Source organism: Pseudaminobacter soli (ex Zhang et al. 2022) (assembly GCF_014595955.1).
GTDB lineage: Bacteria > Pseudomonadota > Alphaproteobacteria > Rhizobiales > Rhizobiaceae > Kumtagia > Kumtagia pseudosoli.
This window is the reverse complement of sequence record NZ_JABVCF010000005.1, coordinates 345,006-361,662: the sequence shown is the minus strand read 5'-3', so window position 1 is coordinate 361,662 and position 16,657 is coordinate 345,006. Positions and strand designations below refer to the sequence as shown.

At 61.5% G+C, this 16,657-nt stretch carries 14 protein-coding genes; 7 read left to right on the top strand and 7 right to left on the bottom strand.

Going from position 1 to position 16,657, the window contains the following annotated elements; translation table 11 throughout:
* Positions 1 to 15 precede the first annotated feature (15 nt).
* From lysA to HUI96_RS12060, 7 genes are all read left to right on the top strand, one after another.
* Entirely contained in the window at positions 16 to 1,308 is a 1,293-nt protein-coding gene (gene lysA, locus HUI96_RS12090) for a diaminopimelate decarboxylase (protein WP_210320130.1), read from the top strand.
* Entirely contained in the window at positions 1,308 to 2,243 is a 936-nt protein-coding gene (dapF, locus tag HUI96_RS12085) for a diaminopimelate epimerase (protein ID WP_188254902.1), read from the top strand. The genes lysA and dapF overlap by 1 nt, the downstream gene beginning before the upstream one ends.
* A 105-nt stretch (positions 2,244 to 2,348) precedes the next feature.
* Positions 2,349 to 3,914 (top strand): ABC transporter substrate-binding protein, encoded by a 1,566-nt coding sequence (locus tag HUI96_RS12080; protein ID WP_188254901.1) that lies wholly within the window; start codon positions 2,349 to 2,351, stop codon positions 3,912 to 3,914.
* 77 nt (positions 3,915 to 3,991) lie between these two features.
* Entirely contained in the window at positions 3,992 to 5,008 is a 1,017-nt protein-coding gene (locus HUI96_RS12075; protein WP_188254900.1) for an ABC transporter permease, read from the top strand.
* Positions 5,009 to 5,019: 11 nt separating this feature from the next.
* Positions 5,020 to 5,877 carry a D,D-dipeptide ABC transporter permease gene (gene ddpC, locus HUI96_RS12070; RefSeq protein WP_210320129.1) on the top strand — a complete coding sequence of 286 codons (858 nt, stop codon included), beginning with the start codon at positions 5,020 to 5,022 and terminating at the stop codon, positions 5,875 to 5,877.
* A 5-nt stretch (positions 5,878 to 5,882) separates the two neighbouring features.
* Positions 5,883 to 7,922 (top strand): ABC transporter ATP-binding protein, encoded by a 2,040-nt coding sequence (locus tag HUI96_RS12065; protein ID WP_188254898.1) that lies wholly within the window; start codon positions 5,883 to 5,885, stop codon positions 7,920 to 7,922.
* A complete protein-coding gene (locus tag HUI96_RS12060) occupies positions 7,919 to 9,418 on the top strand; it encodes a M81 family metallopeptidase (RefSeq protein WP_188254897.1) in 1,500 nt (499 codons plus the stop codon). Before HUI96_RS12065 ends, HUI96_RS12060 begins: the two co-directional genes overlap by 4 nt.
* Here the strand turns inward: HUI96_RS12060 and HUI96_RS12055 are convergent.
* The 7 genes from HUI96_RS12055 to HUI96_RS12025 all read right to left on the bottom strand — a co-directional run bounded on the left by HUI96_RS12055 (position 9,402) and on the right by HUI96_RS12025 (position 16,577).
* Positions 9,402 to 9,626 (bottom strand): SulP family inorganic anion transporter, encoded by a 225-nt coding sequence (locus HUI96_RS12055; protein ID WP_188254896.1) that lies wholly within the window; start codon positions 9,624 to 9,626, stop codon positions 9,402 to 9,404. The two genes, HUI96_RS12060 and HUI96_RS12055, sit on opposite strands and share 17 nt — an antisense overlap.
* 56 nt (positions 9,627 to 9,682) lie before the next feature.
* Complete coding sequence (locus HUI96_RS12050) at positions 9,683 to 11,464, bottom strand: SulP family inorganic anion transporter (protein ID WP_188254895.1); 1,782 nt, start codon at positions 11,462 to 11,464, stop codon at positions 9,683 to 9,685.
* A gap of 61 nt (positions 11,465 to 11,525) precedes the next feature.
* Positions 11,526 to 12,122, bottom strand: a complete 597-nt coding sequence (locus HUI96_RS29875; protein WP_188254894.1) for a YetF domain-containing protein — start codon at positions 12,120 to 12,122, stop codon at positions 11,526 to 11,528.
* 120 nt (positions 12,123 to 12,242) lie between these two features.
* A complete protein-coding gene (locus tag HUI96_RS12040; RefSeq protein WP_188254893.1) occupies positions 12,243 to 13,916 on the bottom strand; it encodes a sulfatase-like hydrolase/transferase in 1,674 nt (557 codons plus the stop codon).
* Between the two features lie 14 nt (positions 13,917 to 13,930).
* Positions 13,931 to 14,863 carry a bile acid:sodium symporter family protein gene (locus HUI96_RS12035; protein ID WP_188254892.1) on the bottom strand — a complete coding sequence of 311 codons (933 nt, stop codon included), beginning with the start codon at positions 14,861 to 14,863 and terminating at the stop codon, positions 13,931 to 13,933.
* A 155-nt stretch (positions 14,864 to 15,018) separates the two neighbouring features.
* Complete coding sequence (locus HUI96_RS12030) at positions 15,019 to 15,816, bottom strand: DUF1269 domain-containing protein (protein WP_188254891.1); 798 nt, start codon at positions 15,814 to 15,816, stop codon at positions 15,019 to 15,021.
* Positions 15,817 to 16,124: 308 nt separating this feature from the next.
* Positions 16,125 to 16,577: a DUF1269 domain-containing protein gene (locus tag HUI96_RS12025; RefSeq protein WP_188254890.1), complete on the bottom strand. Its 453-nt coding sequence runs from the start codon at positions 16,575 to 16,577 to the stop codon at positions 16,125 to 16,127.
* Between the last annotated feature and the right edge of the window lie 80 nt (positions 16,578 to 16,657).

Here is a 16,657-nt window from a genome sequence, read left to right as displayed (position 1 = left end):
AATCTCCGAGGAACAATGGACAGCGATATATCGCGCCCGCATGTGGATTGTTTCTCATATGAGGATGGCAAACTCCATGTAGAAGGAGTCGCAATCGAGACGATTGCTCGCGAGTATGGAACTCCTGTCTACATTTATTCTGCAGAATCGGTGCGACGACGGTGGAAATTGCTTTCGGATGCCGTAACGCCACTTGGCGTCCAGATCTGCTATGCCATGAAGGCCAACAACAATCTTTCGTTGTTGCGAATTCTGGCCGGCCTTGGGGCGGGGGTGGATCTGGTCTCGGGTGGGGAACTCGAGCGTGCGCGAGTTGCCGGCATACCAGGCGAGAAGATGGTGTTCTCGGGGGTCGGCAAGACCTCGGAGGAGATACGTGCCGCGCTCGAGGGGGAAGTGCATCAGTTGAACGTCGAATCCGTCGAGGAACTGAAAGTGATCGATGAGGTGGCGGGTGCCCTGGGCAAGATCGCGACCGTCGTGCTGCGGATAAATCCGGATGTCGATGCGGGGACGCATCCCAAGATCACCACCGGCACGCGCAAAAACAAGTTCGGCATCGACTATCACCAGGTCCTCGCCATCTACGAGTTTGCCGCCCGGTTGCCTCACATAAACGTCGTCGGGCTGGCCGTTCATATCGGTTCACAGATCACGGACCTCACACCTTTCCGCCAATCCTTCGAACGCCTTTCGGGTCTGGTGGAGATGGTGCGCCAGCGGGGATACACAGTTGAACGGCTGGATCTGGGCGGAGGGTTGGGCGTTGCCTATGGTGCGGGACAACGAATTGATGTTGAAGCTTACGCCAAGGTCATCGGCGACACCCTCCGCGATTGCGATTGCGCGCTGACAATCGAACCAGGGCGTTTCCTGATTGCCGAAGCGGGGGCGCTTATCACCACGGTGATCTACAACAAGGAGACTGATGGCGAGCGGTTTTCCATCGTCGATGCCGGCATGAACGACCTGATGCGCCCGGCACTCTATGATGCCTTGCATCCCGTGTGGCCGATTATCGAGCCCACGGCAGATCAACGGGCGACCCCGTGTCATCTGGTCGGGCCGGTCTGTGAAAGCTCCGATACGTTCGGCAGGTTCACCTCTTTGCCCCGGCTGAAAAGAGGCGATCGGGTCGCCATTGGTGTGACCGGCGCATACAGCGCGGCCATGGCCTCGACATACAATGCGCGCCCCCTCGTACAGAAGGTGCTGGTGAACGGCGACCGTTATTCCCTCATCCGCCGCAAGCAGACCGTCGCGGATCAACTGCGATATGAACTGGCCGACGCAGGGCATGCATTGTGATGTCACGGAAAGAAGTCGAACGGGAATGGGTGACCGCGAAACCGCAGGGAGCCGCCCATGCCGAGGATGGACTGATCGCATTCACGAAGTGCCACGGCCTGGGCAATGATTTCGTGGTCGTGGACGGGCGCGCAGAGCCTTTCGAGCCATCCGACGCCTGTATCCGGTGGATATGCAATCGCCACCTGGGTATCGGCGGCGACCAGCTTCTGGTTTTCGAAACGCCGCGGAAGCCCGAAACGGCAGCGCGTTTGCGGATATACAATATCGACGGGATGGAAGCGGAAACCTGCCTGAACGCCACGCGCTGTGCCGCCTGGTTGCTGATGGAGGAGGCGAATTCGGACTCCGTCATGATCGAGACAATCGGCGGCCTGATCCGCGGCCAGCGCGCAGGCGATCATCGCGTCAGCTTGACGGTCGGCAGCGCCAAGTGGGACTGGCAGTCGATACCGTTGGCCGGCCCCCTGGACGCGGCAAATGGCCTCCTCGATAGCGGTCCGCTCGCCAACCCGATTGCCGTCAACATGGGAAACCCGCATCTGGTCTACTTCGTGCCGGACCGCGACGCCTTGGACGTACCGGCCCTTGCAGAACCGGTGCAGAAGAGCAGCTATCTGCCCCAACAGGCCAATATCGGAGTGGCCGAGGTCGTGTCCGTGGACCGGATCAAATTGGTTGTCTACGAGCGCCCGGGTATCCTGACCAAGGCTTGTGGTAGCGGCGCTTGTGCCGCGGCGCTGGCAGCCTGGAAGAAAAACCGGATCCTCAGCCGCGACGTCACCGTCGAAATGCCGGGCGGCCTGCTTGAGGTCAGCATCCTCGAGGACGAAGCGCTCGTACTGACCGGGTCGGTGTCCGTCGCGTTCCATGGTTTTTTTCAGAGCAGTGAGGCGAGGCACTTCGGACCTGGCGGGAACACAAGGTTCCCCTAAGAACTAACATATCGGTTTTGAATGAAAATGATTTCCAATTGATATTTTACAATGCGGTTTTAGGCACCGTATCAATAGCGAACAATCAACCGGGGGGAACTCTTGATGAAGTGGAATACCTTTATTCCTGCAATGTCGCGCCGAGCTTTGTTGGTCGGCACGCTGGCGTTGAGCGCCGCCCATCTGCCGCTCCAGACACTGTCGGCAGCGGAACTGGATGTCTTGACACTCGGCAAGGCAGGCGACCCGGACAACATCGATCCCGCCGTCACCGGCACCAACAACAGTTTTACGATCACCTATCCCGCCTATGAGCGGCTGGTGAAGTACAACGGCTCTGCCTCGGACGTGATCGGCGAACTGGCCGAAAGCTGGGAAGCCAGTCCCGATGCCATGGTGTGGACCTTCAAGATCGCCAAGGGCCACACCTTCTCGGACGGCACGCCGGTCACAGCGGAAGCTGTCAAATTCAGCTTCGAACGAGTCGTCAAGGTTGCGAAGAGCCAGGCGAAGCAGTTCACCCAGATCACTAAAATGGAGTTGGTCGACGCGGACACGATCCGCTTCACTCTTGAGAATCCGTCAGCGACTTTCCTGTCGCTGCTTGCCGGTTCGGGCGCCAGCATCGTCAACCCGGCCGTAATGCAGCATGAGGTTGATGGCGACATGGGCCAGGCCTATCTGGCTGACCATACGATGGGTAGCGGCGCTTATCAGGTCGCCAGTTGGGAAAAGGGCCAGCAAATTGTCCTGGAGGCGAACCCGCACTATGCCGGAAAGGCTGATCTGAAAAAGGTCGTGGTCCGTATAATCAAGGATGCATCCGCTCGCCGTCTGCAGCTTGAAAAAGGCGATCTCGATCTGGTCGAAGATCTGCCATCCGACCAACTGGAATCGCTGGCTGGCGCGGAAGGAGTGGCTATTGTCGACGAGCCCGGCTTTTTCGTCACCTATCTTTATCTGAACAACAAAAGCGCTCCGCTCGACAATCTGAAGGTCCGCCAGGCGATTTCTTACGCCATGGACTATCAGGGCATCATCGATGGCGTTCTGCATGGGAAGGCCAAGCAGATGCGCGGCGCGGTTCCCTCGGGCATGTGGTCGCATGACGAAACCGTGAAGCAGTACACCTACGATCCGGAAAAGGCCAAGGCGCTGCTGGCGGAGGCCGGCGTTTCCGATGCCAAGCTTGGCTATCTCTATGCCAAGACCGACCCGAACTGGGAAGTAACGGGCCTCGTTCTGCAACAGGCTCTTGCGCCTCTCGGCATCACGCTGGAAATGCAGGAAAACGACTATCCGACCATGCGTGACAGGATCGACAAGGGCAATTTCGACATCGCTGTCGGTAATTGGTCGCCGGATCTCTCAGATCCGTCGGAGTTCGTGAAATGGTGGTTCGACTCGAAGTACCATGGGCTGCCGGGCAACCGCGCATTCTACTCCAATCCGGAGGTGGACCAGCTGATCCGGGATGCTGACGTGATTTCCGACCAAGCGGCGCGCGAACAAGCCTACAAGAAGGTTCAGGCAATAACTGCCGAAGAGGCGCCTTACGTCATGCTTTTCCAGCGCAACTTCCAGTTTGCCATGCGCAGCAATGTGGAAGGCTATGTCTATAACCCGATGCTGGTGCAGATGTACAACTTCGCTGACATGAAGAAGAACTGATGGCTTGCATGCCCGGGCCATCAGTGTCCCGGGCATCCTTGTCGCGTTTCATACCCGTGTAAGTCAGCGAGCGTTAAATGTCCTTCGCCAACATGATCCGGCGGCGCCTCCTCTTCTTGCTCCTCGTCGTCTTTGGCGTTTCGCTCGTCACGTTCGTGATCTCTCATATGATCCCCGGTAATCCGGCGGAGATGATTGCGGGTGACAAGGCGCCCAGGGAGCTTGTCGAGAAGATCTACAAGGACATGGGCCTCGACCGCCCGGTTCTGGTGCAATATTTCAAATATATTTCGAACCTACTGCAAGGCGATCTCGGCACATCCATCCGGACGCAACGCCCGGTCCTGAACGATATCCTGATCTTTTTTCCGGCGACGCTCGAATTGGCCATTGTCGCCTTGAGCATTTCCATCATCTTCGGCGTGCCGCTTGGCGTCATTTCCGCGCTCCGCAAGGACAAGGTCGTCGATCATATCGGCCACACGGTTTCCGTAACCGGCATTTCGACGCCGGCCTTCTGGCTCGGACTGCTGCTGATCTATTTTTTCTACGGTAAATTGGGCATTCTCCCGGCCTCCGGGCGCATCGACAGCTCCATCGCGCCGCCTGCCCATGTCACGGGCCTGTATCTGGTGGACTCGTTGATCGCCGGCGATTGGCCCGCCTTCAAGAGCACGGTCAACCACTTGATTCTTCCGGCGTTGACCCTCGGCTTCATACATCTAGGCGTTGTGATGCGGCAGATCCGCTCCGCCATGCTGGAGGTTCTACGCGAGGACTACATCCGGACAGCGCGCGCCAGCGGTCTGTCACCGACACGGATTGTGCTCGATCACGCGCTGCGCAATGCTCTGATCCCGTCGGTTACGATCATCGGACTTGCCTTTGGCGACCTCCTCTATGGCGCGGTGCTGACCGAAACGATTTTTGCCTGGCCGGGCATGGGCAACTATGTCGTGCTGTCGATCACAGCGCTCGATTTCCCGGCAATCATGGGTTTCACCATTGTCGCGTCCACCGTCTATGTTCTGGTGAACCTGATGGTTGATCTTCTTTACGCGGCGCTTGATCCGCAAATACGTGCCATCGGCTGATGAACAATAGCGTGACTGAGACCGACCATGTCGATTGGGCCGGGGTCTTCTACCGGATACGCCAGCAGCCGCAGATGATCGTCGGCATGATCATTGTCGCGCTCGTGCTGTGCACCATGGTTTTCGCGCCCTGGATTGCCCCCTATGAGCCGACCAAACTCGATATCCTCAACCGTCTTGCGCCGCCGAGCGGCAATCACTGGTTCGGAACCGATCAGATCGGCCGCGACATTTTTTCAAGGGTCATCTACGGCTCACGGATTTCGGTGACGGTTGGCCTTGGCGTCGTCCTGCTCGCCATGCGGACGGGGGCGGTGATTGGTGCCTTCTCCGGCCTCGCCGGCGGCAAGGTCGATACCGCGATCATGCGCATCATGGACGTGATGCTCTCCTTCCCGTCTTTCGTGATGGCAATAGCGCTGGCTTCTGCCCTTGGCCCGAGCCTGACCAATGCGATGCTCGCCATCGCTGTCCTGCGCATCCCTTTCTATGTGCGTCTCGCGCGCGGCCAGGCGCTCTCCCTGCGTGAACGTTCCTATGTCAAGGCGGCTGAGACGTTCGGGTCGTCCCGCATTCGCATTGTCTGGCGCCATATCGTGCCCAACGCGCTGCCACCGATTCTTGTTCAGGCCATGCTCGATATCGGTGCAGCAATCCTGACGGCCTCGGCACTCAGTTTCATCGGCCTTGGCGCTCAGGAACCGGCAGCGGAATGGGGAGCCATGGTTGCCACGGGCCGCAATTTCCTGCTCGACCAGTGGTGGTTTCCGACTTTCCCAGGACTGGCGATCCTGACGACCGCCATTGGCTTCAACCTCTTTGGCGACGGGCTTCGTGAAATCTTCGATCCGCGCGCGCAGGGACGATAACCTACATGAACCGACCCGTATTGAAGGTCGAGAGCCTTTCGCTGGAATTTCCCCATCGCCTGGGTGGCTTCCCAGCACTCGAGGGAGTGAACTTCCACATTGCGCCGGGCGAGATCGTCGGGCTCGTCGGCGAGTCCGGCTCGGGAAAATCGGTAACCGCCATGTCCGTTCTCCGGCTTCTGCCGGAGGGTGCCACGCATTATCGCCGCGGCAGGATCCTTGTTCTTGATCGCGATGTGCTCACTGCCGATCCTGGCCAACTGCGCAGGATGCGCGGCGCGACGGCTTCGATGATCTTTCAGGAGCCGATGAATGCGCTGAACCCGACCATTCGCATCGGGCGGCAGATAATGCAGGTCATCCGCACCCATGAGAAACGGGTCAGCAAGGCGCAAGCGGAAGTTCGCGCACGCCAGTTGCTTGTCGAAATGCAGGTGCAGGATGTGGACCGCGTCATGCGCTCCTATCCGTTTGAACTTTCTGGTGGTCTGCGCCAGCGCGTGCTGATCGCCATGGCGTTTTCCTGCAATCCCTCGCTCCTTATTGCCGATGAGCCGACCACGGCGCTCGATGTCACGGTGCAGGCACAGGTGCTGGGCCTTCTGCGCGAACGGGCGCGCGAACGGGGCATGTCCGTCCTTTTCATCACGCACGATCTCGCCGTGGTCTCGCAGTTGTGCGACCGGGCTTACGTGATGTACGCGGGCCGCATCATTGAACAGGGCGCGACCCGGGAGGTCCTGCAGAAGCCGCTGCATCCCTACACGCGCGCGCTTCTGCAATCGCTGCCTGAGGCGGCGGAGCCCAAGCACTATCTCGCAGCCATTCCCGGCACGGCCGCGAGTGCTGCCGACCGGATCAGCGGCTGCAGTTTCCGCCCGCGTTGCGCTCTGGCCACGAATAGTTGTTCGCAACTGCCCCCGCTGGCGCCGAGCCGTCGGTCAAGCGAACACGAGGTAGCCTGCTGGCGCTCGGAAGATACAATAGAAACGGATGGAAGTGTCGCGACGGCACCAAAAATGATGGCCGCACCAGGTGGTGATCCGCACGCGCCACCGCTTCTCCGTCTCACCGATGTGTCAGTCCGATTTCCGGTCGGTCACACCTGGCTTGGCCGGCCTCGTTCCCATGTCCACGCGCTGAACGGGGTCAGCCTCGATATCCGGCGCGGCGAGACGCTCGGCATCGTGGGAGAATCCGGGTGCGGCAAGAGCACGCTTTCTCAGGTTGTCATGGGCTTGCAGCCCGTGACAACCGGGGAAGTCATGTTCAACGGTCGCGACATTTTCGGGCAATCGCAGGCGGACTTGAAGAAGCTCCGTCAGAATTTCCAGATCGTCTTCCAGGATCCGCAGGGTTCGCTCGATCCGCGGATGTCGGTCGAGGCGTTGATCAGCGAGCCGCTGGTCGTGGCTGCTGAACTTTCGAAAGTGGAGATCCGCGAACGGGTTCTGGATCTTGCTCAGAGGGTCGGACTTCGCCCGGAGCAGTTGTCTCGTTACCCGCATCAATTCTCCGGCGGACAGCGGCAGCGAATCGCTATCGCCCGTGCGCTGGCGCTTCAGCCCGACCTCGTCGTTCTTGATGAGAACACATCTGCCCTGGACGTGTCGGTCCAGGCGCAGATCCTGAATCTGCTGGCCGATCTGCAGCAGCAGATGAATCTCACCTATCTCTTCATTTCCCACAATGTAGCGGTAGTCCGACACTTTGCCGACCGCGTTGCAGTCATGTATCTCGGCGAGGTCGTGGAACTGGGCAATGCAAGGGACGTGCTGGAGCGTCCGGCCCATCCTTATACGCGCTCGCTGTTGGCAGCCGTTCCCAAGCTGGAGCACGAAGCTGGGCTCAGCCAGCCGTTGCGCAATACCGAGTTACCCAGCAATCGTCGCCTCCCGACAGGGTGCTTCTTCAAGGATCGGTGTATCCACGCCGACCACAACTGCACAACACGGCAGGAACTGCGGGGGCTGAGCGACGGGCGAAAGGTCCGTTGCGTCCAGACGGGCGGGTTTTCGCTTCAACAGGAGGTGGTTTCGGCATGAGGATTGCGCTGGGCGGATTTCAGCACGAGACCAACACATTCGTGCCGGAGACCACGGGCTGGGTGGATTTCAATACGGCAGGCGGCTGGCCGCCGCTGACGCTCGGCGCGGCGATCATCGACACCATGGCAGGACGCAACCTACCGGCGGCGGGCATGATCGACGAAGCCATGGCACAAGGCATTGCCCTGGAGCCTCTCGTGTGGTGCCAGGCCGAGCCCGGTGGCATGGTTGAGCTGGCAGCCTACGAGAGGATCCTTCAGCTCTTTCTGGAGGCTATCGTCGACAAGGGACCATTCGATGCCATTCTCCTCGATCTTCACGGCGCGATGGTCGTCGACGGGATTGGAGATGGAGAGGGCGACTTTCTTCGCCGTTTCCGCGAGGCCGTCGGCCCCGAGGTGATGATCGCGGCCAGTCTCGATCTCCACGCCAATGTCAGTCAAGCCATGGTCGACAACAGCGATTTCATGTCGGCTTACCGCACTTATCCGCATGTCGACATGGCCGAAACGGGCCGTCGCGTGGCGCGTGTCCTGTTTGACATGCTGCGAACGAACAAGCGCCTTGGCAAGGCTCTGGTTCAGTTGCCCTATCTTATTCCCATCCCTGCCCAATGCACGCTTTCCGAGCCGACGAGGACGATCTATGAGCGGCTGGAAGGTCTGGAACGGGACCATGGCGTGCAACTCAGCTTCTCGCCGGGCTTCCCGCCTTCCGATACGGCGGATTGCGGCCCGACGGTGATCGCCTATGGCGCGGGTACGCACCATGATGCCGAACGGCTTGCACATCTGCTGGCAGAGCATGTCCTGCAGGCTGAAAAGGCCTATTCAGACGATGAAGTCCTTGACGATCGCGCAGGTGTGATGCTCGCCATGTCTCTGGCAGAAACCGCAACGCGTCCGATCATTCTGGTCGATACCCAAGACAATCCGGGCGCGGGCGGTTCAGGCGATACGACCGGTTTGGTCAAGCGCCTCCTGGAATGCAAGGCGAAGGGGGCCGTGGTGGCGGTTCTGTTCGATCCGACAGCCGCGATGCTTGCGCACGAGCACGGCATGGGAGCCCGGTTCGATGCCGAAGTTGGTGGTCGAAACGGCCCTGCCGGCGTCGCCCCGCTGAAGGAAACCTTCGAGGTCGTCGCCCTGGCGGACGGGGAGTTCCAGGGAACCGGCGGCTTCTATGCAGGCGCCACGGTCGATTTCGGGCGGCTGGCGCTTTTGCGGATCGTTGACTCCGACGTTGCCATCGTCGTCGGCAGCAGGCGCTCACAGGCGGGAACGCAGGCGATCTTTCGCCATCTGGGGATAGACCCGGGAGCGCAGAAGATCATCGGTTTGAAGAGCTCGGTCCATTTTCGAGCAGACTTCCAGAGCATCGCCGAACGCATACTCGTGGTGAAAAGTCCGGGCTACAACACCGCCGACCCATCTGAACTCCCGTACCGGCGGATTCGCAAAGGAATAAGGTTGCGGCCTACGGCCAGTTTGTGAGGATCGGTGTTGTCCATGAGTTTGGTGGCAGCAAGCGGACGAGAACGCATTCAAAGTTGCCGCTAAGATGCAGAATCAGTTGCGAACTGACCAGCAGGCTGCCACCGATCGGCGCGGCGACGCTGGTGTAGTGTCCATAGACCGGATTGACGCCGGCGAGCGCCGCCGAGGCGAGCCCATCCGGTACGCTGACCACCGCATTGATCAACCCGGCCGGGGACATCCTTTTTCAGGACGCGGCGCCATGATCGTCGGTGGGGCGCATCAGCCATGATGAGGTCTTTCCGCCTCGCCGCCGTCGACGAGCCATGTCCGGGCATCCTCGACCGCCCGCCGGGTCGACTGCCTGCGGATCGACGTGGCATCATAGAGTTGCACCGGCCCGCTCAGGCGAAGCTGGCCCGTCCGGACCATCTGATCGCGCACCCGCTGGCTGATCCCGGTGAGATACAGCCGTCCCTCCGCGTCCGCGAGCTTGTCGGCGTAGTTCGCCAGCACGTCCTGCAACGTAGCGCCCGCGACGCTGAGGTCGCGCAGCCGCAAGACCACGGCCGGCTTGCGCGAGCCTTGAGGCGCCGGCAGCAGCCGCTCCAGGGTGTGGGCGCCGGCGTAGAACAGGTGTCCGTAGACATCGAGCACCGTCACGCTATTGGACGGCAGCCGCTTGGGCGGTTCCTGCTCCTCGATACGGCCGTCGGAACGCTCCACCAGTTCGACCAGGGAGACGTCCGTCGAGGCTCTGCCCACATAGAGCAGCGCCGACAGCAGCACCCCAATACCGACCGCCGCCTGGATCGAGAGGAAGAGCGCGGCGAGGAAAGTACCTCCCGCCGCCAGGTGCGACGGCAAGCCGGTATGCCAGACCGCCCGGATCTCCCGCGGCTTGAGGCTGGTGACCCCGGCCAGGATCAGCAATGCGCCGAGCGCAGGCATCGCGATCGAGGACACCAGACCAGGGAAGATCATAACGATCAAAGCCATCCACACTCCCGCGAACACGACTGCCCAGCGGGACTGCGCGCCGTAGATCACATTGAGTGCCGTGGCGCTAAGCGAGCCGCCGACCGGCAAACCATTGAAGAGACCTGTTGCAGCATTGGCTGCGCCCTGGGCAACGAAGTCCCGCGACGTGTCCCGGTGCGCTCCGTCCGGGTTGGGCACGCTCTGACTCACCCCGGCCCCCTGGACGAGAATGACGATGGCGACCGCCATCGCCCCGGTGATCACGTCGAGCGTGACGCTGGACAGCGCCGGCAGCACCGGCATCGGAATGCCGCGCGGGATCTCGCCGATGTCCCGGACGGTCTCTACGCCGCCAAGGTCGAACAGGGCCACGATCCCGGACGGGATCGCAATTGCCACCAGGCGGCCGAAATTGCTCAACGGCGTGCGCGGCAGCAGCACGGCAAGCACCAGCGTGAGGACAGCCAAGGCCAGCGACACCAGATTGATCTCGCCCAGATTGACGAGCAGGTTAAAAGTCTGTGCGATCCGATTGCCGCCGGCGGCCTCATGGCCGGTGACGACGGGAAGCTGGTTGAGGATCAGCAGCACCGAAACGCCACTCAGGAAGCCGGTCGTGACCGAATAGGACACGAAGCGGATCAGCCTCCCGAACCCCAGAAGTCCGAACGCGATCTGGAAGACTCCCACCAGGATGACCATGGCGGCGAGCGCGGCGGCGCGCTCCTCGCCCTCAAGTCCGCCGAGGGCTTGGCTCGCCGACAGCGACGCCGCGGCGGTGGTGGCGATCATCATGAGCTGGGTGCTGGAGAACAGACCCCCCGCCGCCGGTCCCGCCATGTTGGCGTACAGGCCGTAGATGGGATTGACGCCCATCAGCACACCGTTCGCCATCCCGTCGGACACGTTGCTGACCGCGCTGCTCAATCCGGCGACCCCGTCCCGGCGCAGGGACGCCCAACCCGGCAGCTTCGACCACAGGCGGTTCGCGACTGCATCGTGCAACTCGCTTAAGCCCGGCAGGTTGATCGCGGGCTCCGGCTCGGATGCGTCATCCCTCGGGATTTGCGCTTCTTCCGTCATGCAGGTTTTCCTGACGCTGCGTGGGCCCTGTAGGTAGACATCGACGCGGCCCACGCCGCGATCATTCGAGCTTGATGCGAATGGTCTGAACTCCCCGCTCGGTTGCGACCTCCAGGATGTGGGGTACGTTTTCGAACGGAATGATGCTGATGCTGCCGTTGCGCTCTAGATAGGCGCGCTTGATCCGAGACGGGTCCTGTCGGTTCTGAAGGCGGAGAGCCTGCTCCAGATCGTGCTTGGAGAGCTGTGCCGCCCGCATCTCCTCCTCCTGCACCTGCCCATCCTTGATCAGGAGGCGGGGCTCCCCTTTCACGAGGGGGCCGAAGAACGAGGTGCTCGCGGCGATAGTCGCAAAGACCCAGTGGGCTGCAAGGAGCGCACCGCCCGCCAGGATCGTGGGGACGAATGGAGCCGATCCGTTAATGGCTCGGCTCAGGATGGAGCCAAGCATGATGGCGACGATGACATCGAAAGCAGTGGCTTGGCTCAGGAAGCGTTTGCTGCCGATCCGCACCAGCAGCAATGCGAGCGCGTAGACGAGTATCGCGCGGAGCGCCATCTGGCCGGAATTGACGTTCTCCACATTGCGCTCCAAGCCGAGGAGCAAATGAAACTGCTCCGAGGCGGACTGGAGCACGGCCCTTAAGGACTCGATCACACGACTTCGTCTCCTTTAGCGTGAGTTGGCCCGGGCACGTCGCGCCGAACTATCGGTGCGTGCCCTTGGTCTCTCGTTCCATGGTGAGCGGCTCCCTCTGCGCGAGCTCCATGTCGATCCTCACGAGGCACGATCCTTCTGCTTGCGGTATTTCACCTCGCGCGTTCCGAACATATCGAGATCGAAGGGTGCCCGATCCTCGCCGATTTCGTGCTGCACGAGAGCATGGAGCTTCGCGAGCATGCGTTCGATCAGCGCCTGGTCCCGGCCAGGGTGATCGGGGTGAGCCAGATTCTGGAGCTCGCCGGGATCGTTCACGAGGTCGTAAAGCGCGGCATCGCTGGTTGCGAGGAGTTCGTCGAGCGTGGACGGATTGCCGTATTCCTCCGGGCTGAACCAGCGCACCAGCTTGTAGCGCCCGTCCACGACCGCCCGGAAGAAGTTGCGCTTCTTGAAGTCGGGCGCGCCATATTTCCGCCCGGCGTCTTTCAGTTCTTCCGGTTTGTGGACAGCCTCCTCGGAAAACTCGAGGCTGAAGTCGCTGAGTTCCTTCAGAACGCCGGTCAGGGACCAATCCTTGTCGAGCATGTTGAGCCCGTCCCAGCAGATGAGCGCACCGTCGCCGGGAGCGTGGACGCTGCCGCGCGGACCGTCTTCGCTGGGATTCGTGAGCGGGACCTTGAGGCTGCGCCCCTTGAGATGCGGATAGCGTTTGCGGATCTCCTCATCGTCCAGACCCGAGTAGGCCAGGAGCGTAGGCGCGAGGTCGAGGTGCGAGCCGACGGCGGCGGTGCGCTTTCCCTGAGGCCCGTCGGGCGCGCAGACAGTGAGGTTGACGACGGCCGCCTCCTCGAAGGGGATCGCGCCCTTTTGGGTCATGTGGTGCGCCCCGTTCATCTCGCCGTGGTCGCCCGTGAAGATCACCACCGTGCTCTGCCAAAGGTCCAAACGGTCGAGCGCTGCGACGATCCGGCTGAACTCGGCGTCGACCAGACGCATGCAGTTGACGAGATAGTTCCGGTGCTTCAGCCAAAGGTCGACGCGGTCGTCGGGAATGCGCCCATAGTTCAGGTCCACGTTCTCCTTGTAGTGGCGTACGCCGGGCGGCTGCCGCTCATAGTCGTCGGCGAAATTGTCCGGCATCTGGACATCCCACTCCTGCTCGAACCAGCCGAGCCGCTGCACGGTGGTCTGCATGCCGGCCGCCGCGCCCTTCGGGTGCGGCTCCTGGACAGGATCGGTCTGCAGGAACATGACGTCATGTGGATTGACGAGGCTGCACACCAGCAGCCAGGGCTGTTCGAGCGCCGCCGCCTTGTGCTCCAGCCAGTCCACCGCCTCGAAGGTGGCGGTGTCATCGAGCATGGCTCCCTCCAAGGGCGCGCCGAACATCTCGCCCCATTGCTGGAAGTCGGAGAAGCCATAGCGCTCGAGAGCGTCCTCTCGCGTCGGAACGGCGGAGAGGTGCCACTTGCCCTTGAACGCGGTGTAGTAGCCCTGCTCACGCAGGAGATGTCCGATTGTCGGGATCTCTTGGGACAATTCGCCGATCCACGCGAAGTTGGTATTGTCCCACAGCCCCGTGTGCCTGGCGTGCACGCCGGTCCACATGGTGGCGCGCGAGGGCGTGCAGATGGGCACCGTGCAGTATTGCCGGTCGAAGCTGACGCCCTGGGCCTCGAGGCGGCGCATGGCCGGGAACTGCACCGCTTCCGGCACCTGCATATGGGTCTGCCACTGGTCCATGCAGAGGATCAGGATGTTCGGTTTGCTGGCCTGGTTAGACCGCGTCATCACTGCCTCCTTTGCTATCGTCTCCCATCTGCTTGCCGCGAAGATAGTTCCCCTGCAGGCGCCCCAGTTGCCTGCTTTTCGCGGGCCCGTTCACGCCGCCCGAACTCGCCCGCCGCCAGGAGGACAACGACCATGCTGATCATCGATGCCGTCAGCAGCATCAGGAAGACATCGGGCCGGGTGGCGAAACTGTCCTGCGCAATCACGAAAGCCGCCGCGTAGTTCCGCTGCGCCGAGCCCAGCGCGAGTGACTTGCGCGTCTTTGGATCAGGCCCGCCGAGCAGATAGCCGGCGGCCAAGCCTATGAGGATGATGGTTAGCGCTCCGGCGAGCGCTCCCGTTCCGATGAGACTGAGCACCGCCGGGATGTTGCCAAGGTTGAGGACAAGCATGATCGCCAGGCTGACATTGGCGATGTCCGCCATGATCGGGCGCGTCATCTCCGCCTCTTCGTCATATCTGACATTCATGAGGAGGCCTCCTGCCAGAGGCAGCAGGATTTGCAGGACCAGCGGCATGGCGATCGCCACCGCGTCCACGGCAATGCCGGGGATGAGCAATGGCAGCGTGAAGGGAAGAAGGATGATCGTCGCTATGACCTGAAGCGTCACCAGGCTGCCGGCAAAGGCGATGTCGCCGCGCGCCAGCTGAGCCGCCTTGATCGTGATCGGCGCGCCGGCCACCGTGCTCATCAGGATCAGGCCAACCTTGAGATCTTGCTGGAGCGGCAGCAAATGCGTGAGTAGCCAGACGACCGCGGGCAGAAGCACGAAATTGATCCCCAGCGCGGCCAGGACCAAGGGAACGCTTTTGAGCGGCGCAAGCAGATCACGCAGGGTCAACCCGAGCCCCAGGCCGAACATGCTGGTGGTCACAAAGGCCAGCGTGAAGGTACTGTTGAGGCTGCTGACGATTTCGCTCATCACTTGCCAGCGCTCGGCGTCCATTCCACAGCTTCGATGTTTGCCGGACGTGGATCGAAGCGTGTCCAAGCCTTGTCAGCGTACCGGGCTGCGCCGGTCGATATCAGGACTTCGGAGCGGCTTCGACAGCGCTCGAGATCGCCAACCTCGCTTGGGACATCGAACGATCAGCGCGTCCTTCAGGCCGCAGCCTCACGGGCCATTGCCAATGCCTGCTCCAGCTTGCTCGATCGCCTCTCGTCATCGACGCGAATGTTTGCGATGCGCCTGTCGATGCTCGCCTTGGCGTCGGGTGCGGCGCGGACAGCCTGATGCTCCAGGGCACCGACCTTCGCCTCCGTCTCCTGCCGCAAGCGATCGATGCGCGACTCGGTGCGTTCGGCGGCCCGTCTGAGCTTTGCCCGGACCTCATCGATCCTTGTGGCAAGCCTTGCCTTCGTTTTTTCCGGGGCTTGCGCGAGTTCCGCCTGGTATTCGGAAAGCTCGCGTCGCGCGAGTTCGATCTCGCCGCGCAGCCTGTCATCTTCGAAATCATCGCTCCGCCGGCGCACGACAATCCCGCCGATCGACTCCATCCGGGAATCGAGCGGCGTTATCCATTCTTCATCGATTGTGGCGACCACGGCCCAATGACCTGGCCTCAGTTCGCGAGACACCTCGTCCAGGAAGTCGAAACCGACGCCGAGATCCATGGCGTCATGCCAGCCGCCCATAACCGCTCCGCCAGCGGCGCCGAGTGCCGCCACCGGCGGTCCGCCCAGCATTCCGAGCAATCCTCCGACCAGGGCGCCCAGTACCATCCCTCGTGGACCTCGGGGCCTTGTTTCCTTTTGCGTCACCTCGCCGTCGGAATTCTTGCTGACAATCGCCGTCGCGTAGACGGTGATGGTTCCCTCATTGTCGAGTTCATCGAGGAGGCGTACGCCCTCGTCGGCCTTCTCTTCGTTGGGGAATATGACGACGACGAACCGGCTCACAGGTTTCTCCTCTGGAGAGCTCGCTTGGTCTGGCTTTCCATCGGCGTTTGAGTGGCCCTGCGCTTCGGACCGGCGCTTCAACCTGTGGCTTGCCGGCCGCTGTGGCTCGTTCCGCCTGGCCGGACCTCGATGCGATGCGACCGTTGTGCCGCGAACTCAGATGACAAAATGCGTCTCCGGAAAAGCGACCTAACTGAACTCTGGCGAAGAGCCATCGTTCCGTACTTCTCCGTGCAATCTCGAGACAAAACTTCAGACCGGCGGGATCGTAGAGCGGCGGAAGGCTCTTGCAGCTTGTCGCGAAACTTTCAGCCTGGCGGTTGGTCCTGAATGTGGACGGTGCCTCCGAGCGCGTTCATACGGCTTTCGAGACCTGCCATGTCGTCGGCATCGACATCGGCGACGAGGGCCGACGCGTCTGTGCGCAGGTGACGAGAAACGTCCTCCATGATCTTCCTATCCGCACTGCGGTTGGTTAGCGCGGCCGATGCACCAAACACCGCGCCGCCCGCCGCTAGGATGGCTGCTGCTAGCAACCCCACACCCAATCCTGCCAGGCCACCGACCAGCGTGCCGGCGGCGACAGTCCCCAGCGCGTCGTCGGACGCGACGTGCATCGACAGTTTCCCTTTGGCATTCTTCGTGACAATAGCCGCTCCGTGCAGCACGAGGCTGCTGTCCGAATTGAGATCCTTCAAGGCTCGTATTCCCCGCTGAGCGCTTGCCTCATCCGGAAAGACGACGACGATGAAGGTGCTCATGGATGGTGCTGTCCTTTTGTCCTGATCGCTCGTTGAAGGCAGACAACGGTATGCGCCGGGTCACATCGAATCATGGGCGG